Raw genomic sequence first — 25127 nt, forward strand, 5'->3', positions numbered from 1 at the left:
GGCCACATTCTCGCAGGTCCCGGCCGTGCGAGGCAGGGCGAGCCAGGGGTGCCTGGCGGTGTCGGGGGCCCGTTGTCAGTGGCGGGGTGCACGATGGGGGACATGACCGGCTCCGCTCTCGACGCCTTCTCGCCCGCGACCCGCAGCTGGTTCGCCGGTGCCTTCAGCACGCCCACCGCCGCGCAGGAGGGTGCCTGGCGGGCCATCGGCGAGGGCAGTGACGTGCTGGTGGTCGCGCCCACCGGCTCCGGCAAGACGCTGGCCGCGTTCCTCGCCTCGCTGGACCGGCTGGCCGCCGGCCCGCCGCCCGCCGAGGCGAAGAAGCGCTGCCGCGTGCTGTACGTGTCCCCGCTCAAGGCCCTGGCGGTCGACGTGGAGCGGAATCTGCGCTCCCCGCTGACCGGCATCCGCCAGGAGTCGGTGCGCCTGGGCCTGCCCGAGCCGGAGGTGCGGGTGGGCATCCGGTCCGGTGACACCCCGCCCGCCGAGCGGCGCTCCCTGGTGACCCGGCCGCCGGACATCCTGATCACCACGCCCGAATCGCTGTTCCTGATGCTCACGTCCTCCGCCCGGGACGCGCTCGCGGGCGTCGAGACGGTGATCCTCGACGAGGTGCACGCCGTCGCCGGCACGAAGCGCGGCGCGCACCTCGCGCTCTCCCTGGAGCGGCTGGACGAGCTGCTGCCCCGGCCCGCCCGGCGGATCGGGCTCTCCGCGACGGTCCGCCCGGTCGGGGAGGTGGCCCGCTTCCTGTCCCCGCAGCGCAAGGTGGAGATCGTCCAGCCGCCCTCCACCAAGGAGTTCGACCTCTCGGTGGTCGTCCCGGTCGAGGATCTGGGCGAGCTGGGAGGTTCCCCGGCCACCGACGGGGACGCCGCTCAGGCGGAGAAGCCCTCGATCTGGCCGCATGTGGAGGAGCGCATCGCGGATCTCGTCCAGTCGCACCGCTCCACCATCGTCTTCGCCAACTCCCGGCGGCTGGCCGAGCGGCTGTGCAACCGGCTGAACGAGATCGCGTACGAGCGCGCCACCGGCACCGCCTTCGACCCGGACAACCCCGCCCCCGCGCTCCTGCAAGCGCACGCCCCCGCCGAGATCATGGCCCAGTCCGGCGCGAGCAAGGGCGCTCCCCCGCTGCTGGCCCGCGCCCACCACGGCTCGGTCTCCAAGGAGCAGCGGGCACAGGTGGAGGAGGACCTCAAGGCCGGGCGGCTGCCCGCCGTGGTGGCCACCTCCAGCCTGGAGCTGGGCATCGACATGGGCGCGGTCGATCTGGTGGTCCAGGTCGAGTCCCCGCCCTCCGTCGCCTCCGGCCTCCAGCGGGTGGGCCGGGCAGGGCACCAGGTGGGCGCGGTCTCCACCGGAGTCGTCTTCCCGAAGTACCGGGGCGACCTGGTGCAGGCCGCCGTGGTCACCGAGCGGATGCGCGAAGGGGCCATCGAAGCGCTGCGCATCCCGGCCAATCCGCTGGACGTCCTGGCGCAGCAGCTGGTCTCCATGGTGGCCCTGGACAGCTGGCAGGCGGACGACCTGCTGGCCCTGGTCCGCCGGGCCGCCCCCTTCGCCTCGCTCCCCGAGTCGGCGTTCACCGCCGTGCTCGACATGCTCGCCGGACGCTATCCCTCCGACGCCTTCGCGGAGCTGCGGCCCCGGGTGGTGTGGGACCGCGTCGGCGGTACGGTCACGGGCCGCCCCGGCGCGCAGCGGCTCGCCGTCACCTCGGGCGGCACCATCCCCGACCGGGGCCTCTTCGGTGTCTTCCTGGCCGGGGCCGACCCGAAGAAGGGCGGCGGCCGGGTCGGTGAGCTGGACGAGGAGATGGTCTACGAGTCCCGCGTCGGTGACGTCTTCACGCTGGGCACCACGTCCTGGCGGATCGAGGACATCACCCGCGACCGGGTCCTCGTCTCCCCCGCCCCGGGGGTTCCGGGACGGCTGCCGTTCTGGAAGGGCGACCAGCTGGGCCGCCCCCTGGAGCTGGGCCGCGCCCTGGGCGCGTTCCTCCGCGAGATCGGCGGTCTCTCCGAGGAGGACGCCCGGCTCCGGCTGCTGGCCGCCGGGCTGGACGCCTGGGCGGCGGACAACATCCTGGCCTATCTGGACGAGCAGCGCCGGGCCTGCGGCCATGTCCCGGACGACCGGACGGTCCTGGTGGAGCGCTTCCGGGACGAGCTGGGCGACTGGCGGGTCGTCGTGCACTCCCCCTTCGGCGCCCAGGTGCACGCCCCCTGGGCGCTCGCCCTCTCCGCCCGCCTCGGTGAGCGGTACGGGATGGACGCCCAGGTCATGCACGCCGACGACGGGATCGTGCTGCGGCTCCCCGACGCGGACATGATGGGCCTGGACCTGCTGGACTTCGACGCCCCGCCCGCCACCACGGACGCGGGGAGCGGGGAAGCGGCCCCGCAGGCCTTCTCGTACGACAGCGAGCAGCCCCCCGTCGGCGCCACCGACGTCCTCTTCGACCAGGGCGAGGTGCAGCAGATCGTCACCGACCAGGTCGGTGGCTCGGCGCTGTTCGCCGCCCGCTTCCGGGAATGCGCCGCCCGGGCCCTGCTGCTGCCCCGGCGCTCCCCCGGCAAGCGCACCCCGCTCTGGCAGCAGCGCCAGCGCGCCTCCCAGCTGCTCCAGGTGGCCTCCGAGTTCGGTTCGTTCCCGATCGTCCTGGAAGCCGTCCGCGAATGCCTCCAGGATGTCTTCGACGTCCCCGGGCTCACGGAACTGATGGGGGATCTGGAGGCGCGCCGGGTGCGGCTGGTCGAGGTCACCACCCAGGAGCCCTCCCCGTTCGCCCGCTCCCTCCTCTTCGGGTACGTCGCCCAGTTCCTGTACGAGGGCGACTCACCGCTGGCCGAGCGGCGGGCCGCCGCCCTCTCCCTGGACTCCCACCTCCTGGCCGAGCTGCTGGGCCAGGCCGAGCTGCGCGAGCTGCTGGATCCCGAGGTCCTCACCGAGCTGGAGCGGGAGCTGCAGTGGCTCACCGAGGACCGACGGATCAAGGACGTCGAAGGGGTCGCGGACCTGCTGCGCGTGCTGGGCCCCCTCACCGAAGCCGAGCTGGCCGAGCGGGGCGCCGAGCCCTCCTGGGCGCCGGAGCTGGCGACGGCCCGCCGGGCGATCCGGGTCAGGATCGCCGGGGCCGACCACTGGGCGGCGATCGAGGACGCGGGGCGGCTGCGGGACGCTCTGGGCACAGCGCTGCCGGTCGGGGTTCCCGAGGCCTTCACCGAGCCGGTGAAGGACCCCCTGGGCGATCTCCTCGCCCGCTTCGCCCGGACCCACGGCCCGTTCACCGCCGCCCGGGCCGCCGAGCGGTTCGGGCTCGGCACCGCCGTCACGGACGGCGCGCTGCACCGGCTGGCCGCCGCCGGCCGCACCGTCCAGGGCGAGTTCCACCCGGCGGGCATCGGCCAGGAGTGGTGCGACGCCACGGTCCTGCGCCGCCTCCGCCGCCGCTCGCTGGCGGCGCTCCGCCAGGAGCTGGAGCCGGTGGAGCCCGCCGCGCTCGCCTCCTTCCTCCCGCAGTGGCAGCACTTCGGCTCCAGCGGTCTGCGGGGCATCGACGGACTGGCCCGTGCCGTCGAACAGCTCCAAGGGGCGCCTGTGCCCGCCTCGGCCCTGGAGAAGCTGATCCTGCCGAGCCGGGTCAGGGGGTACACCCCGGCGATGCTGGACGAGCTGACGACCACGGGCGAGGTGATCTGGGCCGGGGCCGGAGCGCTGCCCGGCAAGGACGGCTGGCTCTCCCTCTACCCCGCCGACAGCGCGCCCCTGCTCCTGCCCGCCCCTCACCCGCTGGAGCTGTCGGCGCTCCACGAGTCCCTGCTCACCGCTCTCTCGGGGGGTTACGGCCTCTTCTTCCGGCAGATCGCCGACCAGGTCCGGGCCACCACCCACCCGGACGCCTCCGACCAGCAGCTCGCCGACGCCCTCTGGGAACTGGCCTGGTCGGGCCGGCTCACCAACGACACCCTCGCCCCGCTCCGCTCGCTTCTCGGCTCGGGCCGGACGGCCGGTTCCACCGCCCACCGCGCCCGTCGCACCGTTCCGCGCGGACGGTACGGCTCCCTCACCCCGGCCGCCCGGCCCGTCTCCCGCACCGGCCCCCCGACGGTCTCGGGCCGCTGGTCCCTGCTGCCCGCGCGTGAGCCCGAGCCCACCCACCGCGCCCACGCCCTGGCCCGCACCCTCCTCGACCGGCACGGCGTGGTGACCCGGGGCGCGGTCCAGACGGAAGGGGTGGAGGGCGGCTTCTCCGCGACGTACCGCGTCCTGGCCGCCTTCGAGGACAGCGGGCAGGCCCGGCGGGGCTATGTGGTGGAAGGTCTGGGGGCCGCCCAGTTCGCGATGGACGGGGCGGTGGACCGGCTGCGGGCGGCCGCCACGGCCCGCGACCGCCGGGACCCGGGCACCGCGCCCCAGGCCCTGGTGCTCGCCGCCGCCGACCCGGCCAACGCGTACGGCGCCGCCCTGCCGTGGCCGGAGTCCCCGGACGGCGCCGGGCACAAGCCGGGCCGCAAGGCGGGGGCCCTGGTGGTCCTCGTCGACGGCGAGCTGACGCTCTACATGGAACGCGGTGGCAAGTCCCTGCTCGCCTGGCCGTCCGACCCCGGGTCCCCCGCACTGCTGGCCGCGGCCGAAGCCCTGGCCGCCGCCGCCCGCGCCGGGACCCTGGGCACGGTGACGGTGGAGCGGACGAACGGGGTCTCCGCCCTCACCTCGCCCCTGGGCCGGATCCTGGAGGCGGCCGGCTTCCTCGCCACCCCGAGAGGCCTGCGCCTGAGAGCCTGATCCGGAAGGCCGGGGCCCGCGCGGGGGCCGACCGTGCCCGGCGCCCCCGCGCCGCCCGGCCCTCCAGGCCCCCTCCAGCCAGCACCCGGCACCCGGCGCCCAGCACCCGCCCAGCGCCTCCCGCCTCCCGCCTCGCGGCGACGCCCCACCGAGACGCCCGTGCGCCCATCATGGAGGTATGCCCGAAGGAGACACCGTCCTGCAGACCGCCGCCCGGCTGCACGCAGCGCTGGCGGGCCGGGTCCTGACCCACGCCGACCTGCGCGTCCCCCGGTTCGCCACCTCCGACCTCAGCGGTCGTACGGTCCTCGACGTCACCGCACGCGGCAAGCATCTGCTGACCCGCGTCGAGGGCGGGCTCACCCTGCACAGCCACCTCAGGATGGACGGGGCCTGGCGGGTGTACGCACCGGGCGAGCGCTGGCGCGGCGGCCCCGGGCACCAGATCCGTGCCGTCCTCTCCAACACCGAGTACACCGCCGTCGGCTACCGGCTCCCCGTTCTCGAACTGCTCCGCACCGAGGAGGAGAGCAGGGCCGTCGGCCATCTCGGCCCCGATCTGCTCGGCCCGGACTGGGACCCCGACCTCGCCGTGGAACGCCTGCTCGCCGCCCCGGACCGCCCCCTCGGCGAAGCCCTCCTGGACCAGCGCAACCTGGCGGGCATCGGCAATGTCTACACGTGCGAGCTGTGCTTCCTGGTCCGCGTCACCCCCTGGCTCCCCGTGGGCGCCCTCCCCGACGGCACCCTCCCCCGGCTGGTCACCCTGGCCCACCGGCTCCTCGACGCCAACCGGTACCGCCCCACCCGCACCACCACCGTCCGCGCCGAACGCCGCCCCCGCCCGTACGCCACGGCCCCCGCGCCCCCGAAGCGGTCCCTGCCGCCCCCCCGCGTCCAGGAGCCCCTGTACGTCTACGGAAGGGACCGCCGCCCCTGCCTGCGCTGCGGCACCCCCGTCCGCAAGGCCGACAAGAACGACCGGCCCACGTACTGGTGCCCGTCCTGCCAATCCGGCCCCACACCGTAGAAGCTCAGGCCCGTGGAAGCCCGACCCGTAGAAGCCCGACCCGCCCAACGACTGACGGCTCGTCCGTCCAGCCGTACGGTCCCGCCCTGTCCAGCAGGCCAAGACGCTCGCCACCGAGCCGGGCCCGCACGCCGTACGGGTGAACACGGTGGCCCGGGGGCGGATCCGTACGCCGATGGCCGACCGGCACGACGCCGGACAGCGACAGCGGGCGGGGGCCGGACGGGCCGGATCCCGCCCCTGGGCCGGGCCGGTGAGCCCGAGGACATGGCCCACGCGGTGCTCCATCCGGCGACCGACACCTCGGCCCTCACGACCGGCCGGGCCCTCCGCCCGAACGGCGGCGTCGCCATGCCCGGGGAGCCCTCGCCACCGACCACCCCCGCTCCCGCTCCCGCTCCCGCTGCCATCTCGGCCCGGACATCGCCCGAAGCCGCCCCATGACCGCACGCCCCACACCGGCCCCCACAGGCCCCGCACGCCCCGCACCCGCCTCCCCCGGGCCAGAATCGGAATCGGAGCCGGAGCCGGAGCCGGAAGCAGCAGCGGAATCGGGCCCCGCCGCCGACCGCTCCCCGGACTCCACCGCCGCCACATGGACCGGCAGCAGGCTCAGCCCCCATCCGCCCGCCGCCACCGCGCCCTCCACCACACCGGCCTGCTCCGGCTGGAGCGCCAGTCGGAGCACCGCCCACCACCACAGCCCGCCGAGGACCAGCGCCGGCACCCATCGCCGCACCATCGCTGCCCTCCTGCGGCCGACACCCTTTCGGGCAGTTTCCCCTGGCAGCGCCCCCCTTGCATCCAGAACGCACGCCCGACGGCTCCCTCACACGCGCCCCATGCACGCACCTCCGCACATAGGCGAGTGCCCCCACCGGAACGGTGGAGGCACTCGGGAACAGCGGGGCGCGCGGCAAGCGCCCGGGAACGCTACTTGTCGTTGTCGCGCAACGAGTCCGTGACGCCCTTGGCGCGGTCTCCGACCTCGTCTGCCTTGTCCTTGGCAGCGGCCTTGGCCTGGTCGGCCTTGCCCTCGGACTCCTTGCGGCGGTCGCCGGTCAGCTTGCCGACGGCCTCCTTGCCCTTGCCCTTGAGCTTGTCCATGGCGTTGTCACCAGTCACGATGTTCGGTTCCTTCCGCTCAGGCACTTTCGGCCTGGAACATCCAGGCGTGCTTCTCGAGGTCTGCTGTCAGTGCGATCAGGATGTCCTGGGTGACGGGATCCGGCGCGTCGGTCACCTCGATGCGCTCCCGCATCCGGCCGATGACGACGCCCAGGGCGTCCACCAGCGCCTTCACCGCGTCGGTGTCCTTGACCCAGCCGTCGGAGACGGACCGGATGGCGGTCTCCTTGGCGACGGTCGTGGAGCGGCCGTCGGGGTTGACCCCGATCGCGGAGGCACGCTCGGCAACCGTGTCGGAGTGCTGCCGGGCCGTCGCGACCACGTCGTCGAGCTGGAGGTGGACAGACCGGAAGCGCGGGCCGACCACGTTCCAGTGGACCTGCTTTGCCACGAGGGAGAGGTCGATCAGATCGACCAGCGCGCCTTGCAGCGCTTCCCCGACGAGCTTGAGATCGCTCTCGGACAGTGGGCTCTTCACCACAGACATGCACACACTCCCATCCGTCAGGCGTACTGCGGACCGACGTCAGACGGTCCGCCGACCGTTTCGGCGCACCACCCACGATGGCACAAATCAAGCAAAACAGTCATGTTGGCCTCCACCTCCGTCTGCCCGCTCTCCAGCGCCTCACACGCCCCGTCCGCGGGGAAGAAGAAAATCCCGGCCGGTCCCTGTGGGGGACCGACCGGGACTCCGGCCGAGCACTGCTGCCTGTCGTCGCGCGCGGATCAGGCGGCGACCACGTCCACCGCTTCCGCGGGCGTCTTGATGGTCACGCGTCCCGACGGCACTCCTGCGACCGACGAGACGGAGACGGAATTGAGCATCGGACGAACCGGTACTGGGACCGGATCACTCGCAGCCGCCGACTCGGCCAGCTCCGCGAGCGACAGTTCGTCGCTCACCTCTCGCATGAGCTCGGACATCCGTACGTCAAGCGCGTCGCAAATCGCGGAGAGCAGCTCGGAGGATGCCTCCTTCTGCCCCCGCTCCACCTCGGACAGATAACCGAGCGAGACCCGGGCGGACGAGGAGACTTCGCGCAGAGTACGGCCTTGGCGCTGGCGCTGCCGACGCAGCACGTCACCCAGCAGGCGACGGAGCAGAATCATCGGTGGCTCCCTCCTCGGACCGCGTAGCCGCATCCTTCACGCCCTACCGTACCGCCTTGCGCTGCGGCCGTGCGGGGAGCGATGTCGTGTTCACTCAGGGCTGCAAACATCAATTCCCCCCGATCTGTTCCGTATCCTGTGCCCGCACATTTCCGTCGAGTTCGTTCGCGAGGAGTTCGAGGACGCTTCGCACACTCTCTCTACGGATGTCCGCCCTGGAACCATTCAACCGCAGAGCCGACACTTTCTCGACGCCTGAAGGTCCCGCGACGGCCACATAGACCGTTCCGACGGGCCGCCCGTCCTGCGGCTCGGGGCCTGCGACCCCGGTCGTGGCGATCCCCCAGTCCGCGCCGAGCGCATGCCGTACCCCGGCCGCCATCTGCCGCGCGACCTCGGGATCGACGGCCCCGCGCTCCGCCAGCAGCGCCCCGTCCACCCCGAGGATCTCCCTCTTGAGGGCCGTGGCGTACGCCGTCAGCGAGCCCCGGAAGGACCGGGAGGCGCCGGGTACGGCGGTGAGGTCCGCGGCCACCAGGCCGCCCGTCAGTGATTCGGCGACGGCGAGGGTCTCCCCACGCTCCACCAGCCGCCCCAGCACCCGGGCAGCGGCTGTCACCGCTCGGCCTCCGCGCCGTCCCGCGCTCCCCCGACGGGCTCCACGGGCATCGCGTCACCAGCCACGACCGGACCGGAACCGTTCGCGCCACCGGCCACTCCCGCAGCCGAGCCGGAACCGCCGACACCGTCGGAAACCGCCCCGGCCGCACCCACCGCGCCGACAGCCCCCGCGCCGGCGACAGCGCCGGCCCCGGGCGACCCCGCGGCCTCCTGGAGCGCCTCCGCCGTGCGCCCCACGGCCGCACGCTCGGCGGCCAGGCTCCGGCGGCGCAGGACGACGGCCTGGCGTACGTAGTCGAGACCGGTGACCACCGTCAGCACCACGGCCACCATCATCACCCAGAACCGCAGGGTGGCCAGGGGTCCGGTGAGCATCAGGACATACATCCCGGCCGCCGTCCCCTGGGCCAGGGTCTTGAGCTTGCCGCCCCGGCTGGCCGGGATCACGGCGTGCCGGATCACCCAGAACCGCATGAGCGTGATGCCCAGCTCACGGGCGAGGATCACCCCGGTGATCCACCACGGCAGATCGCCCAGGACCGACAGCGAGATCAGCGCGGCCCCCATGATCGCCTTGTCCGCGATCGGGTCCGCGATCTTCCCGAAGTCCGTGACCAGGTTGTACGTCCGGGCCAGATGACCGTCGAAGAGGTCGGTGATCATGGCGATGGCGAAGGCCGCCCAGGCGAACGAGCGCCAGGCCGGGTCGTAGCCGCCGTTGTGGAACAGCAGCAGGACGAACCCGGGCACGAGCAGCAGCCGCACCATGGTCAGGATGTTGGCGATGTTCCACAGGCTGGCCTGGTTGACGGCCGCAGCGCCCAGCTTGCCGCCGCGGACCGGCTTCGCGCCGGAGCCGCCTGCCGCGGATGCCGGGACTCCCGTCATCTGGCTGCCTCCGCAAGCTCGTGGTGTTCGGCCACCAGGTCGACGCCCTCGGTGCCCACTGCCTTCGCCTCGACCATACGGCCCGGCACGAGACCCTCGCGTGTGGTGAAGACCACCTGGCCATCCGTTTCGGGAGCCTGGTGGGCGGCGCGGCCGATCGCGACCTCACCGTCCTCGTCCGACTCGATGGACTCCACGAGCACCTGGAGGGTCTCCCCGACGCGCTCCTCGGCGCGCTGCGAGGTCAGCTCCTCGGCCAGCTGGGAGATGTGGGCGAGCCGCTCCGCGATGGTGTCGGCGTCGAGCTTGTTCTCGTAGCCGAGGGCCTCGGTCCCCTCCTCGTCGGAGTAGCCGAAGACGCCGATGGCGTCGAGGCGGGCGCCGGTGAGGAAGCGTTCCAGCTCCGCGAGGTCGGCCTCGGTCTCGCCGGGGAAGCCGACGATGAAGTTGGAGCGGGCGCCGGCCTCGGGGGCCTTGCTCCGGATGGTGTCCAGCAGCTCCAGGAAGCGGTCGGTGTCACCGAAGCGGCGCATCGCGCGCAGCACGCCGGGGGCGGAGTGCTGGAAGGAGAGGTCGAAGTACGGGGCGACCTTCGGCGTCGAGGTGAGGACGTCGATGAGGCCGGGGCGCATCTCGGCGGGCTGGAGGTAGCTGACCCGGATGCGCTCGATGCCGTCCACGTCGGCCAGCTCGGGCAGCAGGGTCTCCAGCAGGCGGATGTCCCCGAGGTCCTTGCCGTACGAGGTGTTGTTCTCGGAGACGAGCATGACCTCCTTGACCCCCTGCTCGGCCAGCCAGCGGGTCTCCTGGAGCACGTCGGAGGGGCGGCGGGAGATGAAGGAGCCGCGGAAGGAGGGGATGGCGCAGAAGGAACAGCGGCGGTCGCAGCCGGAGGCGAGCTTCACCGAGGCGACGGGGCTGGTGCCGAGTCGGCGGCGCAGCGGGGCTCGCGGCCCGGAGACCGGGGCGACGCCTTCGGGAAGGTCCGCGGGGGCCGGGGCGGGCGCCTCCTGGGCGTGGCCCGGCAGGGAGACGGCGGCGGACTGACGCTCGGCGGGGCTGATCGGCAGCAGCTTGCGGCGGTCGCGCGGGGTGTGCGAGGCGTGGATGCCGCCGTTGAGGATGGTCTGGAGCCGGTCGGAGATGTCGGCGTAGTCGTCGAACCCGAGGACGCCGTCCGCCTCCGGCAGGGCCTCGGCGAGGTCCTTGCCGTAGCGCTCGGCCATGCAGCCGACGGCGACGACGGCCTGGGTGCGGCCGTGGTCCTTGAGATCGTTGGCTTCGAGCAGGGCGTCGACGGAGTCCTTCTTGGCGGCTTCGACGAACCCACAGGTGTTGACGACTGCGACATCCGCGTCGGAGGCATCCTCGACGAGGTCCCAGCCGTCCGCTGCCAAGCGGCCTGCAAGCTCCTCCGAGTCCACCTCGTTACGGGCGCAGCCAAGAGTGACAAGGGCGACGGTACGGCGTTCGGGCATGGACTCAAGACTACTTCGTCCCGGCGGCCCTCCCGCCGTGCAGGGTTGCCCGCCCCCGCCGCTGTTACTCCGCGTAGCAGGCCGGGAAGGGGCCGGGAACGGCGACGGGGGCCCGGCACTGGGCCGGGCGCCCGTCGGCGCGGTGCGAAGGCGCGGGGTCAGCCGGCCTCGGGGTCACCCTTGGTGTAGGTGAGCCGTTCGACCTGACCCGGCTCGAAGCGGTCCTGGAGCTTCTTGCCGTTGACGAAGAGTTCGATCGCCCCGGCGTTGCCGAGGACGAGGTCGATGCGCTCCTTGTCCTGGAAGGTCTTGGACTCGCCTTCGAGGAGCAGCCCGTCGAAGAGCAGCCGGCCGTTGTGGTCCTTGACGGAGATCCAGCTCTTGCCCTGGTTGGCGCCGAGCTTGACCGTCACCTTGTCCCGGGGGGCGGCGGCGATGGCACTCTCGGAGGGCACGGGCTCGGGGTCGGCCGGCTTGGTGGTGGTGGGTTTGGCGGCGGTCTTGTCGGGCTTGGAGCCCTCCGCGACCTGGGCGGTGTTCGAGGGCTTGTCGTCCCCGCCGTTGAAGAGGGTGAAGCCGACGAAACCGATCACGGCGACGATGGCCGCGACCATGGCCGCGGTCCAGTTGGGCCGCCGCGGTTCGGAACGGATGCGCTCCGCCTCGAACAGGGGTGCCGCGGGGGTCGGCGCGGGACGGCCGCCGTGATCACCGTCGTACCGCTCGACCAGGGGTTCCGGGTCGATACCGACGGCACGGGCGATGTTGCGGATGTGGCCGCGTGCGTAGACGTCACCGCCGCAGCGCGAGAAGTCGTCCTCCTCGATCGCGTGCACGATGGGGATGCGCACCCGGGTGGAGCTGCTGACTTCCTCGACCGTCAGACCCGCGGCGATGCGGGCCTGCTGAAGGGTACGACCGATCGAAGGCCGGTCGTCTTCGGGGGAGTTGCCGATGGACACGGGGGCGCCTTTCGAGCGTGAGCCACCTGCTGGATGTTCAGTCTAGGGGGGGTACGAAAGGGAGGGGCAACCGGGAGGGAGGACTTTGTACGCCATCGGGTTCGCCGGGCGGCCCCGGGACCCCCTCCGCGGACGGAGCGGGCCCGGGACCGTGCCCCTGTCGAGGACTGGGCAACCTGGAGTGGGCCGAACAGGGTAGGGAGCTACGGGCTGGACAGGAGGGGGGTGGAACACCGTTCCATCCCCCTCCAACTTGACGTACGACCGCGCGAAACGGTTGCCCACAGAACCTTTACGGATGGATTCGCCTGTACGGAGTCGGCCCACCGCGTGCGGAACCGGGCAGCCGCCGCGGACCGGGCCCCTTCTGCGGGGCAGCCCTCAGGGAGCGGATTCCCCGCGGATGACGGCCAACACCCCGTCCAGCTCATCGGGCTTCACCAGGACGTCGCGTGCTTTGGACCCCTCGCTGGGGCCGACGATGGAACGCGACTCCATCAGGTCCATCAGCCGCCCCGCCTTCGCGAAGCCGACGCGCAGCTTGCGCTGGAGCATCGAGGTCGACCCGAACTGGGTGGAGACGACCAGCTCGGCGGCCTGGCAGAGCAGGTCCAGGTCGTCGCCGATGTCCTCGTCGATCTCCTTCTTCTGCTTCGTACCGACCACGACGTCGTCCCGGAAGACCGGGGCCATCTGGTCCTTGCAGTGCTGGACGACGGCCGCGACCTCGTCCTCGGTGACGAAGGCGCCCTGCATACGGGTGGGTTTGTTGGCGCCCATGGGGAGGAACAGCCCGTCGCCCTTGCCGATGAGCTTCTCGGCGCCGGGCTGGTCGAGGATGACCCGGCTGTCGGCGAGGGAGGAGGTGGCGAAGGCGAGCCGGGAGGGGACGTTCGCCTTGATGAGCCCGGTGACCACGTCGACCGAGGGGCGCTGGGTGGCGAGCACCAGGTGGATGCCGGCGGCGCGGGCGAGCTGGGTGATGCGGACGATGGAGTCCTCGACGTCACGCGGGGCGACCATCATCAGGTCGGCCAGCTCGTCGACGATCACCAGCAGGTACGGGTACGGCGACAGCTCGCGCTCGCTGCCCTCGGGGAGCTTGACCTTCCCCTCCCGTACCGCCTTGTTGAAGTCGTCGATGTGCCGGTAGCCGAAGGCGGCCAGGTCGTCGTAGCGCAGATCCATCTCCCGTACGACCCATTGGAGCGCCTCGGCGGCCTTCTTGGGGTTGGTGATGATCGGCGTGATCAGGTGCGGAATGCCTTCGTACGCGGTCAGCTCGACGCGCTTGGGGTCGACGAGGACCATCCGGACGTCCTCCGGGGTGGCCCGCACCATGATCGAGGTGATCAGGCAGTTGATGCAGGACGACTTTCCGGACCCGGTGGCTCCGGCCACCAGCATGTGCGGCATCTTCGCCAGGCTGTGCATGACGTAGCCGCCCTCGACGTCCTTGCCGAAGGCCACCATCATCGGGTCGTCGTCCTCGGAGAGCCGCAGCACGTCTCCCAGGTTGACCATCTCGCGGTCGCTGTTGGGGATCTCGATCCCGACCGCCGACTTCCCCGGGATCGGCGAGATGATCCGCACGTCCGGGCTGGCCACCGCGTAGGCGATGTTCTTGGTCAGCGCCGTGATCTTCTCGACCTTGACGGCCGGGCCCAGCTCCACCTCGTAACGGGTGACCGTCGGCCCCCGGGTGAAGCCGGTGACCGCCGCGTCCACCTTGAACTCGCTGAAGACGGTGGTGAGCGACTCGACCACGAGGTCGTTGGCGGCGCTGCGGGTCTTGCCGGGTCCGCCGCGCTCCAGCAGGTCGAGCGAGGGGAGGGAGTACGTGATGTCACCGGAGAGCTGGAGCTGTTCGGCGCGGGCGGGCAGCCCGGTCGAGGCCTCGGGGGCCGGCTTGGTGAGGTCGGGCACTCCCCCGGAGCGCTCCGCCGCGTCGCCGGACTCGGGCAGGGCCTTCCGGACCCCCGGCCTGGGCCGCTCGGCCTCGGCCTCCCGGGCCCCGGGCACGGGCGTGCCGGTGCGCTCCCGGTCCGCCGAGACGCCCTGGGTCAGGTCCGCGACGACCGGCGAGGGCGGCATGCCGTTGAGTACGGCCCCGTCCAGCGCGGCGGCCGCGGCGGCGGCCACGTCCACCGCGTCCAGGGGGCGGTTCATCACGGGCTGCGCGGCGGGCCTGCGAGGCCTCCTGCGCCGGGAGAGGGCCTCCTCCTCGGCGCTGTCGTGGTCGTACACGGCGTCGGGGTCCCGGCGGCGGGCGGAGCCGCGCCGCGTCCCGGCGGGCAGCGCCTCGCGCCACTGCTCCTCGTACCGTTCGTCGTCGTGCTCGCTGCCCGCGCCCGGCTCGTACGCCGGTTCCACGATGCCGAGGCGGACGCCGAGCTGCCGGAGCCGGCGCGGGATGGCGTTGACCGGGGTCGCGGTGACGACGAGGAGACCGAAGACGGTGAGCAGCACGAGCAGCGGTACGGCGAGGACCTCGCCCATCATGAAGATCAGCGGCTTGGAGACGGCCCAGCCGACCAGCCCGCCCGCGTCCTGCATCGCCTCCGTGCCGTCGTCGCGCCCCGGCGCGCCGCACGCGATGTGGACCTGGCCGAGCACGCCGATGACCAGGGCGGAGAGCCCGATGACGATCCGGCCGTTGGCATCGGGCCGCTCCGGATACAGGATGAGCCGTACGGCCATGGCGCCGAGCAGTATCGGCGCGAGCAGATCGAGCCGGCCGAACGCCCCGGTCACCAGCATCTCGACCAGGTCGCCGACCGGCCCCTGGAGGTTCGACCAGGTGCCGGCGGCGACGATCAGCGCGAGGCCCAGGAGCAGGAGCGCGAGGCCGTCCTTGCGGTGGGCGGGGTCAAGTCCCTTCGCACCGCGCCCTATGGAGCGGAACACCGCTCCGATGCCGTGGGCCGTGCCGAGCCAGATGGCGCGCACGAGCCGGTACACGCCGTTGGTGGGGGACGGTGCGGGTTTGGGCGCGGGCCGCTTGGCCCCCGCCTTCCTGGCGGGTGCCTTCTTCGCGGGCGCGGGCGCTTTCTTCGGGGCGGCCTTCTTGGCGGGCGCGGCCTTCTTGGCCGGCCCTGGCGTACGGCCGGCGCGCTTCGCGGCGCCCGCTGCGGACGGGGATCCCTTGCCGGACGTACGTGAGGCCATGGTGCCGAGGTTACCGCTGTCCACGCCCGTGAAGACGTTCGCCTACGGGTTCACCCGACCGTGTCGCCGCCCTGCGACCGGGAGCTGACAAGCCCTCAGGGCGAGGGGCGCAACCGGCGGGGGCGGGGGCGCCTGCGCCCGCTTCCGGGATACGTACGACTGGAGCTGGGCGGCTAGTTCTGCGCGGGCAGGATGCCGGCGCCGCCGCCCGTGCCCGGCTCCAGCGCGTCGAGGGCGCGGCGCAGTCCGGTCAGCTTGCGTTCGAGGTGGGCGGCCGTGGCGACTGCCGCCGCGTCGGCGGACTCGTCGTCGAGCTGTTTGGAGAGGGCTTCCGCCTGCTCCTCGACCGCCGCGAGCCGCGCGGAGAGTTCGGCCAGCAGACCGGCCGGTTCCTTCTCGTGCGCCCCGCCCGCGTGTCCGTCGCCCTCCAACTGGAGCCTCAGAAGCGCGGCCTGCTCGCGGAGCTTGCAGTTCTTCATGTACAGCTCGACGAAGACGGAGACCTTGGCGCGCAGCACCCACGGGTCGAACGGCTTGGAGATGTAGTCCACCGCACCGGCCGCGTATCCCCGGAAGGTGTGGTGCGGGCCGTGGTTGATCGCGGTGAGGAAGATGATCGGGATGTCCCGGGTCCGCTCACGCCGCTTGATGTGGGCGGCGGTCTCGAAACCGTCCATGCCCGGCATCTGGACGTCCAGCAGGATGACCGCGAAGTCGTCCGTGAGCAGCGCTTTGAGCGCCTCCTCCCCTGACGATGCCCGGACCAGTGTCTGATCGAGCGCAGAGAGGATGGCCTCCAGCGCCAGCAGATTCTCCGGCCGGTCATCGACCAGGAGGATCTTGGCCTTCTGCACCATGGCCCGCCCTCCTCGCCCCGGAAACGCACCGGGTGCCGCCCCAGGGGACGACTCCCTTACGCCGTCCGTCCTTGTGCCGGTCATGGTAGCTGCACCCCGCCCGTCACCACACCCTGTCACCGCGATGTCACTGTGCACATACCGCAAACGCGGTGGGAGACCAGAAGGTTCCCCGGATGCAGCGGTTTCACACCCGTTCGCGCACAGTCGGTCAACAACTCACACCGATTCACTCCCTATCCGATCACTCTCCGTGCATCCACCGCTCCATCACCGCAAGCAGATGGTCAGGGTCGACCGGTTTCGTCACATAGTCGGAGGCACCGCAGTCGATCGCCTTCTCCCGGTCGCCCTTCATCGCCTTCGCGGTCAGCGCGACGATCGGCAGTCCGGCGAACTGCGGCATCCGCCGGATCGCGGTCGTGGTCGCGTACCCGTCCATCTCGGGCATCATGATGTCCATCAGCACGACCGTCACATCGTCGTGCTGCTCCAGGACTTCGATCCCCTCACGGCCGTTCTCCGCGTACAGCACGGAGAGTCCGTGCTGCTCCAGCACGCTGGTGAGCGCGAAGACGTTGCGGATGTCGTCGTCGACGATGAGCACCTTCTCACCTCGGAACCGGAACGTCCGCCGGGGCTCCACCGCCTCCTCCGCCGCACTCGCACCGGCCTGCACCCACTCCTCCTGCGCAACGGTCTCGCCCTGCGCCCGACCGGCGGGCAGCGCGGGCCGCCTGGCCGCGTCCCCGAGGGCCTTGCGGCGGCGCCGGAACACCCCCGCGGAGTTGGCCGGGTCACCGAGCGGGGCGGACTCGCCGCCCTGGGGCGCCTTCCCGTTCTCGACCCCGGCGGCCAGCCCCTCCCCCGCACCGGAACCCACCTGCGGGAAGCCCTGCGGCGGCAGTTCGGCCCGGTGCAGCGGCAGGTACAGGGTGAAGGTCGACCCCCGGCCCGGCTCGCTCGCCGCGTGGATCTCGCCGCCGAGCAGCCGTGCGATCTCCCGGCTGATGGAGAGCCCGAGTCCCGTACCGCCGTACTTGCGGCTCGTCGTCCCGTCCGCCTGCTTGAACGCCTCGAAGATCACCAGCATCTTGCTGGACGCGATCCCGATCCCGGTGTCGGTCACGGAGAACGCGATCAGGTCCGCGTCGGCGTCCCGCAGCGAGCCGGCCTCCAGCAGATGCTCCCTGATCGCGTTCGGCACATCGGCGCCGGCCGGCCGGATCACCAGCTCCACCGCGCCGCTGTCGGTGAACTTCACCGCGTTCGACAGCAGGTTGCGCAGCACCTGGAGCAGGCGCTGCTCATCGGTGTGCAGGGTGGCGGGCAGCTCCGGCGAGACCCGCACGGAGAAGTCGAGCCCCTTCTCCGCGGTGAGCGGGCGGAAGGTCGCCTCCACGTAGTCGACCAGCTGGACCAGGGCGATCCGGGTCGGACTGACGTCCATCTTGCCCGCCTCGACCTTCGACAGGTCCAGAATGTCGTTGATCAGCTGGAGCAGGTCGGAACCGGCCCCGTGGATCGTCTCGGCGAACTCCACCTGCTTCGGCGAGAGGTTGCCCTCGGCGTTGTCCGCCAGCAGCTTGGCCAGGATCAGCAGCGAGTTGAGCGGGGTGCGCAGCTCGTGCGACATGTTCGCCAGGAACTCGGACTTGTAGCGCATCGAGACCGCGAGCTGCTCGGCACGCTCCTCCAGCACCTGCCGCGCCTCCTCGATCTCGGTGTTCTTCACCTCGATGTCGCGGTTCTGCTGGGCCAGCAGCTCGGCCTTCTCCTCCAGTTCGGCGTTGGACGCCTGGAGGGCCTTCTGCCGGTTCTCCAACTCCTGCGAGCGGTCGCGCAGTTGCTCGGTCAGCTCCTGCGACTGCTCAAGGAGCTTCTCCGTCTTGGTGTTGACGCTGATGGTGTTCACGCTCGTCGCGATCATCTCGGCGAGCTGGTTGAGGAAGTCCCGCTGGATGTGGGTGAACGGCTGGAAGGAGGCCAGCTCGATCACGCCGAGCACCTTGCCCTCGAAGAGCACCGGCAGCACGATCACATGGGCGGGCGGCGCCTCCCCGAGGCCGGAGGAGATCTTCAGATAGCCCGGCGGCACGTTGTCGACCTGGATCGTCCGCTTCTCCTCGGCCGCCGTCCCGATGAGCGTCTCACCGGGACGGAACGAGGTCGGCATCGACCCGGCGGAGTAGCCGTAACTCCCCCGCATCCGCAGCTCGTACGCACCGTCGTCGCCGTTGTCCGGACCCACCTCGTCCGAGTCGCCCGGCGACATGGCCAGGAAGAACGCGCCGTGCTGCGCCGAGACCACCGGTGTCAGCTCGCTCATGATCAGCGAGGCCACGTCGTCCAGATCGCGGCGGCCCTGCATCAGACCGGAGATCCGGGCCAGGTTGCCCTTGAGCCAGTCCTGCTCCTTGTTGGCGAGCGTGGTGTCGCGCAGGTTGGCGATCATCGTGTTGATGTTGTCCTGGAGTACCTGGATCTCACCGGCAGCGTCCACGTCGATCTTCAGGTTGAGATCGCCTCGCGTCACCGCCGTGGCGACGGCCGCGATGGCCCGCACCTGGCGGGTCAGGTTCCCGGCCATCTCGTTCACCGACTCGGTGAGGTCGCGCCAGGTGCCGTCCACGTCCCGCACCCGCGCCTGACCGCCCAGCTGCCCCTCGGTGCCCACCTCACGGGCCACCCGGGTCACTTCCTCGGCGAACGAGGAGAGCTGGTCGACCATCGTGTTGATGGTGTTCTTCAGCTCCTGGATCTCACCGCGCGCATCGATGTCGATCTTCTTCGTCAGATCGCCCTTGGCGATGGCCGTGGTGACCGTGGCGATCTGCCGCACCTGACCGGTCAGGTTGGAGGCCATCGAGTTCACGGACTCCGTGAGGTCCTTCCAGGTCCCCGACACGCCCGGCACCCGGGCCTGACCGCCCAGCTCGCCTTCCGTACCCACCTCACGGGCCACACGCGTGACCTCGTCCGCGAACGAGGAGAGCGTCGTCACCATGGTGTTGACGGTGTCCGCCAGCTCCGCGACCTCGCCGCGCGCCTCCACGGTGACCTTCTTCGTCAGATCGCCGTTGGCGACCGCGGAGGAGACCCGGGAGATGTTCCGCACCTGGCTTGTCAGGTTGTTGGCCATCAGGTTGACGTTGTCACTGAGGTCCTTCCAGATGCCGGTCGCCCCGCGCACCCGCGCCTGACCGCCGAGAATCCCCTCGGTACCCACCTCACGGGCCACACGCGTGACCTCGTCCGCGAAGTTCAGCAGCTGGTCGACCATCGTGTTGACGGTGGTGACCAGTTCGAGGATCTCGCCCTTGGCATCGACGGTGATCTTCTTGGAGAGATCGCCCTTGGCGACCGCGGTGGTGACCTCCGCGATGTTGCGGACCTGAAGGGTCAGGTTGTTCGCCATGCCGTTGACGGACTGGGTGAGGTCCTTCCACGTACCGGAGACGCCCTGCACCTCGGCCTGACCGCCGAGAATGCCCTCCGTACCCACCTCGCGGGCGACCCGCGTCACCTGCTCCGCGAAGTTCGAGAGCTGGTCCACCATCGTGTTGAGGGTGTTCTTCAGCTCCAGGATCTCGCCGCGCGCGTCCACGTCGATCTTCTGCGACAGGTCACCGCGCGCCACCGCCGTGGCGACCTGCGCGATGTTGCGGACCTGAGCGGTCAGGTTCCCGGCCATCCCGTTCACCGAGTCGGTGAGATCGCGCCACACTCCCGCCACACCCGGCACCTGCGCCTGACCGCCGAGCCGCCCGTCCGTACCCACCTCACGGGCGACGCGGGTCACCTGGTCGGCGAAGGCCGAGAGCTGGTCGACCATGGTGTTGATCGTGTTCTTCAGCTCCAGGATCTCGCCCCGGGCATCCACGTCGATCTTCTGCGACAGGTCGCCCCTCGCCACCGCCGTCGTCACCTGGGCGATCTGCCGCACCTGGGAGGTCAGGTTGCCGGCCATGAAGTTGACGGAGTCCGTCAGCTCCTTCCACGTACCGGAGACACCGTCCACCCGGGCCTGACCGCCGAGACGGCCCTCGGTGCCCACGTCCCGGGCCATCCGCGTCACCTGGTCCGCGAAGCTGGACAGCTGCGCCACCATCGTGTTGACGGTGTTCTTCAGCTCCAGCATCTCCCCGGCCACGTCCACGGTGACCTTCTGGGAGAGGTCACCGTTGGCGACGGCCGTGGTCACCTGCGCGATGTCCCGCACCTGGCCGGTGAGGTTGCGGAAAGCGGTGTTCACCGAGTCGGTGAGGTCCTTCCACGTCCCCGCGGCCCCCGGCACCTGGGCCTGACCGCCGAGACGGCCCTCCACGCCGACCTCGCGGGCGACACGGGTCACCTCGGAACCGAACGACTGGAGCTGGTCCACCATCGTGTTGACGGTGTTCTTCAGCTCCAGCATCTCCCCGGCCACGTCGACCGTGACCTTCTGCGACATGTCACCGCTGGCCACCGCGGTCGTCACCTGCGCGATGTCCCGCACCTGTGTGGTCAGGTTCCGGAAGACCGTGTTCACCGAGTCGGTGAGGTCCTTCCACGTCCCCGCGGCCCCCGGCACCTGGGCCTGGCCACCGAGGAGTCCTTCACCACCGACCTCGCTCGCCACACGTGTCACTTCGTCCGCGAAGGTACGCAGCGTCTCGGTCATCTGGTTGATCGTCTCGGCGAGCTGGGCGACCTCGCCGCGCGCGCTCACCGTGACCTTCTGCGTCAGGTCACCACTGGCGACCGCCGTCGTCACCTCCGCGATCCCGCGCACCTGGGAGGTGAGGTTGCCCGCCATCGTGTTGACGGAGTCCGTGAGGTCCTTCCACACTCCGGCCACGCCCGGCACGGTCGCCTGACCGCCCAGCTCGCCTTCCGTGCCCACCTCACGGGCGACGCGCGTCACCTCCGAGGAGAACGAGGAGAGCTGGTCGACCATCGTGTTGACGGTGTTCTTCAACTGGAGCATCTCACCGGCCACATGGACGGTGACCTTCCGCGACAGATCCCCCTTGGCCACCGCCGTCGTCACCAGCGCGATGTCCCGGACCTGAGCGGTGAGCCGGTACGCCATCGTGTTGACGGAGTCCGTGAGGTCCTTCCAGGACCCGGACATCCCCCGCACCTGCGCCTGCCCGCCGAGCTTGCCCTCGGTGCCGACCTCCACCGCGACGCGCGTCACCTGCTCGGTGAAGACCGACAGCTGGTCGACGAGGTTGTTGACCGTACGGGCGACCTTCAGGAACTCGCCGCGCAGCGGCCGTACCGTCTCGTCCGTCGTGTGCGAGCGCAGCTCCATCCGCTGCTCCAGGTCACCGTCGGCCACCGCCGACAGCACCCGGCCCACCTCGGAGACCGGCCGCGCGAGATCGTCGACCAGCTCGTTGGACGCGTCGATCGCGGCCGCCCAGGAGCCCTCCAGAGCTCCCGTCTCCAGCCGTTCGGTCAGCTTGCCCTCGCGCCCGACCACTCTCCGCACCCGCGCCAGCTCGCCGGTGAGGTGCAGATTGCGGTCCGCGACCTCGTTGAAGACCGCCGCGATCTCGGTGAGCACACCGTCGCCGGAGACGGTCAGCCGCCTGCGGAAATTGCCGTCGCGCATCGCCACGAGACCCGCCAGCAGTCTGTTCAGAGCTGCCGCGTCGACCTCGACGGTGCCATTGCGCTGTTTTTTCACGGACTGTCCGCCTTTTGTGCGCGTATGAGAACCCCGCGCCGCCACGCCAGACTCCACCGTGTCCCTCCCGCAGGGTTGACCGTTCGGCTCGGGCCTATCCGGAAGTTTGCCCAGTTCCACTTTGGCTCACCGCCCCAGCACACCGTCAACGGGTGACCGGGCGGACGTCAAATCGTTGCAACGTACCAGGCCGGAACAGGTCGACGGGCGACCTCCCCCACTCACACCCCGTCCCCGCCACCGGGATGCCTACGCGTGCGCCCCGCCCACGGCCCCGTACCGTCCTGTCCCGATCTCGGCCCTCGTGTACCCGGCACCCTTGACGAACGTCTAGCCTGGCAAGCGAATCGAAGCGGCGAGAAACGGGCACAGGACTCGGGGAAGCGACGAGACACCATATGGGGAGTGCTGTGATCACCGCGCGCGCGGCCGCCACCTTCGAACCGGTCGGGCGCTCGGTCGCGACCGCCCGCGCCTTTGTCCGGGACACCCTCCAGGGGTGGGGATACAACGATGTCGTCGACGACGCCGTCGTCCTCACCAGCGAGTTGGTCACCAACGCGGTGATCCACGCGGGCACGGCGGCCGACGTACTCTGCCTCCGTACCGAGGACGGCGTACGCGTCGAGGTCGCCGACCACTATCCGGAGCGTGAGGTCCCGCTCCAGAGCAGCGGGCTCGACTTCGGCTCCCCGGACCGCGAGAACGGCCGGGGCCTCCTGCTCTGCGCGGCCCTGGCCGCCCGCTGGGGCGTCGAATACACCCCCACGCGCAAACATGTCTGGTTCCAGCTGGACCTCCCCGAGCGCCCGGTAGGCATCCGCTCCGCCGGACCGCTGCTGCCGACCGCGCTGCTGCCGGTGGCGGACCAGCGGGTACGGGTGGCCGTCGTCCAGATCGACCAGTCCGGCTCGATCGCCGCCTGGAACGACGACGCGGCCTTCCTCTTCGGTCACGCGGCGGACCAGGTCGCCGGCAAGCAGCTCACCGACTTCGTGGCCTGGCCGCACACCCCGGGCACCAACACCGGCATCGCGGACGCGCTCCGGCTCTCCCGCTGGGAGGGCAGCTACGGCATCCGCTGCGCCGACGGCCGGATCACCCCCGTCTACGCCTCACACCTGCGGGTCCGCGACACCGAGGGCGAACCGTCCACGGTCTGCCTGCTCGTCCGCGACCACGAGCGCGCCGTCCTGCAGTCCCCGGTCCGCGCCCCGGTCTCCGACTCCTCCGCCGAGAACCGCACCACGGACCCGTTCGAGGTCTTCATCGGCTCCCCCGCCCCCGACGACCTGGACGGCCTGCTCCAGCGGACGGTCGAGCGGGCCCGCGACATGCTCGACGCGGACGCCGCGTTCCTCCTGCTGGCCACGGACGACGAGACGGAGCTGGAGGTCCGCGCCACGACCGGCCTGCCCTCCGCCCGCCAGCGCTTCGCCAGAGTGCCCGTGGAAGCCGGAACGGGCCGCTACGGCTCCGCCCGCATGCCGGCCGTCCACGAGGACCTCACGGCCGTCCCCGGCGCCGTCCCGCTCCTCACCGACACCGGGATGCGCTCGGTCGTCACGGTCCCGCTCAAGGTCGAGGGCCGTCTGACGGGCTCCCTGGGCGTCGCGGCCGAGGCTCCGGGACGCTACTCGAACGAGGAGGCCCTGCGCCTCCAGTTCGCCGCCGATCGCATCGCCCTGGCCGTCGAGTCCGCCCGCCTCGGTGAGCTGGAACGGCTCCGCCGTGGCTCCCTCTCGTTCCTGGTCGAGGCCTCCGACCTGCTGGCCGGGACGCTGGACCGCGACCAGACGCTGGCGCTGATGGCTCAGATGACGGTCCCGACCCTGGCCACCTGGTGCGCGGTCTACACGATCGCGGACCAGTCCTCGGACCCGTACCTCTCGTACGTGCTCCACGAGGACGAGGACCTCATCGACGGCCTCAAGGCCCTGCTCTCCAAGATCGCCCCGCCAGACCCGGTCCCGACGCCGGGCGCCCGCATCTGGGCCGCCCCGTCCGAGGCCGGCCACCGGGCCGCTCTCTCCACCTCCACCCGCAGCCTGGACCACGACGCGCCGCTGAGCATGTCCACGGCCACCCGCACCATCCTCGCCACGGCCCAGGCGGTCGGCGGCGAGACGGTGGTCCTGCCGCTGGTCGCCCGCAACCGCGTGATCGGCATGCTGACGCTCGGGAAGCCCTCGGACGACCACTTCCGCCAGGAGATCCTGGAACTGGCCGAGGACCTCTCCCGCCGGGCCGCCCTGGCCCTGGACAACGCCCGCCTGTACTCGGAGCGCATGGCCATCAGCCAGTCCCTCCAGCGCAGCCTGCTGCCCCCGGGCCTCCCCGACGTGCCGAACGTCGAGATCGAGGTCATCTACCGCGCCGCGGGCGAGGGCAACGAGGTCGGCGGCGACTTCTACGACGTCTTCCCGATCCGCGACGGCGCGTACGGCTTCGCCATCGGCGACGTCTGCGGTACGGGCCCCGAGGCCGCCGCCGTCACCGGCCTGGCCCGCCACGCCCTGCGCCTGCTGGCCCGCGAGGGCTTCCCCGGTCCAGCGGTCCTGGAGCGCCTCAACGCGGCCATCCTCGACGAGGGTGCCCGCAGCCGCTTCCTGACCCTCCTCTACGGCGAGCTGTGGCCCCAGGAGGACGGCAGCGCCCTCCTGAAGGTGGTCTGCGCCGGACACCCGCTGCCGCTCCGCCTGCGCCAGGACGGCACCGTGGAGCCCGCCGCCGAACCGCAGCCCCTGCTCGGCGTCCTGGACGACCTGGAACTGTACGAGCAGGAGGTCACCCTCGACCCGGGCGACGTCCTCCTCTGCGTCACGGACGGCGTCACCGAACGCCGCGAGGGCACCCGCATGCTCGGCGACGACGGCCTCGCGGACGTCCTGTCGACCTGTACGGGCCTGACGGCCGGAGCAGTCGCCGCCCGCATCCTGCGGGCCGTGGAGCGCTTCGCGGCGGAGCCCGCATCGGACGACATGGCCATCCTGGCGATGCGCGTCCCGGAACCGCCCCGCGCCTGAGGCCGTCGGTCCAGGAGCGTGACACAAACGCGAAAGGCCCCCGCCGAGTGGCGGGGGCCTTCTTTTCTCTCTGAGCCCCAATGCGGAATCGAACCGCAGACCTTCTCCTTACCATGGAGACGCTCTACCGACTGAGCTATTGGGGCCTTGCTGCGCTGTGGCAACGAGGTAAACCATACACGGGATCAGCGGATACGCATAATCGCGGCCGGCACGGGCATTCCCGGGGCCAGTGCGGCAGCTCGGCCCGGCAGGAGGAAACCATCGGGATCCGATCCGGACTACGGTCCCGCAACGCAGGAAAGCCCCGCACCATACGGTACGGGGCTTTCCCAGAAAAATTGTTCGGCGGCGTCCTACTCTCCCACAGGGTCCCCCCTGCAGTACC

14 protein-coding genes, 1 tRNA gene and 1 pseudogene are annotated in these 25127 nt (G+C 71.4%); 4 read left to right on the top strand and 12 right to left on the bottom strand.

The genetic code is table 11. From position 1 onward, the window contains the following. The first annotated feature begins 102 nt into the window (after window positions 1-102). From AC0682_RS22230 to AC0682_RS22240, 3 genes and pseudogenes are all read left to right on the top strand, one after another. A complete protein-coding gene (locus AC0682_RS22230; protein WP_478534793.1) occupies window positions 103-4791 on the top strand; it encodes an Lhr family ATP-dependent helicase in 4689 nt (1562 codons plus the stop codon). 178 nt (window positions 4792-4969) lie between these two features. After that, window positions 4970-5821, top strand: coding sequence for an Fpg/Nei family DNA glycosylase (locus AC0682_RS22235; RefSeq protein ID WP_478534794.1), 852 nt, complete (start codon window positions 4970-4972; stop codon window positions 5819-5821). Between the two features lie 88 nt (window positions 5822-5909). After that, window positions 5910-6178 (top strand): annotated as a pseudogene (locus AC0682_RS22240) (SDR family oxidoreductase); the annotation flags it as partial. On the opposite strand, the gene AC0682_RS22245 reads toward AC0682_RS22240, so the two are convergent. The 11 genes from AC0682_RS22245 to AC0682_RS22295 form a co-directional block, all read right to left on the bottom strand. Next, the gene (locus AC0682_RS22245; RefSeq protein WP_478534803.1) at window positions 6132-6563 is read right to left on the bottom strand and encodes a hypothetical protein; all 432 of its coding nucleotides are present in this window, start codon (window positions 6561-6563) and stop codon (window positions 6132-6134) included. The pseudogene AC0682_RS22240 and the gene AC0682_RS22245 sit on opposite strands and share 47 nt — an antisense overlap. 191 nt (window positions 6564-6754) lie before the next feature. Then, entirely contained in the window at window positions 6755-6928 is a 174-nt protein-coding gene (locus tag AC0682_RS22250; protein WP_478534802.1) for a CsbD family protein, read from the bottom strand. Between the two features lie 37 nt (window positions 6929-6965). After that, window positions 6966-7436 carry a Dps family protein gene (locus AC0682_RS22255; RefSeq protein WP_254811527.1) on the bottom strand — a complete coding sequence of 157 codons (471 nt, stop codon included), beginning with the start codon at window positions 7434-7436 and terminating at the stop codon, window positions 6966-6968. Window positions 7437-7678: 242 nt separating this feature from the next. Beyond that, on the bottom strand, window positions 7679-8062 hold the full coding sequence (locus tag AC0682_RS22260; RefSeq protein ID WP_254811528.1) for a helix-turn-helix domain-containing protein: 384 nt from the start codon (window positions 8060-8062) through the stop codon (window positions 7679-7681). Window positions 8063-8171: 109 nt separating this feature from the next. Next, window positions 8172-8681, bottom strand: coding sequence for a CinA family protein (locus AC0682_RS22265; protein WP_478534795.1), 510 nt, complete (start codon window positions 8679-8681; stop codon window positions 8172-8174). Beyond that, a complete protein-coding gene (gene pgsA / locus AC0682_RS22270; protein ID WP_478534796.1) occupies window positions 8678-9571 on the bottom strand; it encodes a CDP-diacylglycerol--glycerol-3-phosphate 3-phosphatidyltransferase in 894 nt (297 codons plus the stop codon). The genes AC0682_RS22265 and pgsA overlap by 4 nt, the downstream gene beginning before the upstream one ends. After that, window positions 9568-11049: a 30S ribosomal protein S12 methylthiotransferase RimO gene (gene rimO / locus AC0682_RS22275; protein ID WP_084991774.1), complete on the bottom strand. Its 1482-nt coding sequence runs from the start codon at window positions 11047-11049 to the stop codon at window positions 9568-9570. The genes pgsA and rimO overlap by 4 nt, the downstream gene beginning before the upstream one ends. A gap of 158 nt (window positions 11050-11207) precedes the next feature. Further along, a complete protein-coding gene (locus AC0682_RS22280) occupies window positions 11208-12011 on the bottom strand; it encodes a helix-turn-helix domain-containing protein (protein ID WP_254811531.1) in 804 nt (267 codons plus the stop codon). Window positions 12012-12392: 381 nt separating this feature from the next. Next, complete coding sequence (locus AC0682_RS22285; protein WP_478534797.1) at window positions 12393-15179, bottom strand: DNA translocase FtsK; 2787 nt, start codon at window positions 15177-15179, stop codon at window positions 12393-12395. A 173-nt stretch (window positions 15180-15352) separates the two neighbouring features. Next, a complete protein-coding gene (locus AC0682_RS22290) occupies window positions 15353-16036 on the bottom strand; it encodes a response regulator (protein WP_019766422.1) in 684 nt (227 codons plus the stop codon). Window positions 16037-16280: 244 nt separating this feature from the next. Then, complete coding sequence (locus AC0682_RS22295; protein WP_478534798.1) at window positions 16281-21713, bottom strand: HAMP domain-containing protein; 5433 nt, start codon at window positions 21711-21713, stop codon at window positions 16281-16283. Window positions 21714-22111: 398 nt separating this feature from the next. Here AC0682_RS22295 and AC0682_RS22300 point away from each other — a divergent pair, with 398 nt between their 5' ends. Next, window positions 22112-24739 (top strand): SpoIIE family protein phosphatase, encoded by a 2628-nt coding sequence (locus AC0682_RS22300; protein ID WP_478534799.1) that lies wholly within the window; start codon window positions 22112-22114, stop codon window positions 24737-24739. Window positions 24740-24812: 73 nt separating this feature from the next. On the opposite strand, the gene AC0682_RS22305 is transcribed toward AC0682_RS22300, so the two are convergent. Continuing rightward, window positions 24813-24885: transfer RNA gene (locus AC0682_RS22305), tRNA-Thr, on the bottom strand. Between the last annotated feature and the right edge of the window lie 242 nt (window positions 24886-25127).

This window comes from Streptomyces sp. NPDC043746, assembly GCF_056436485.1.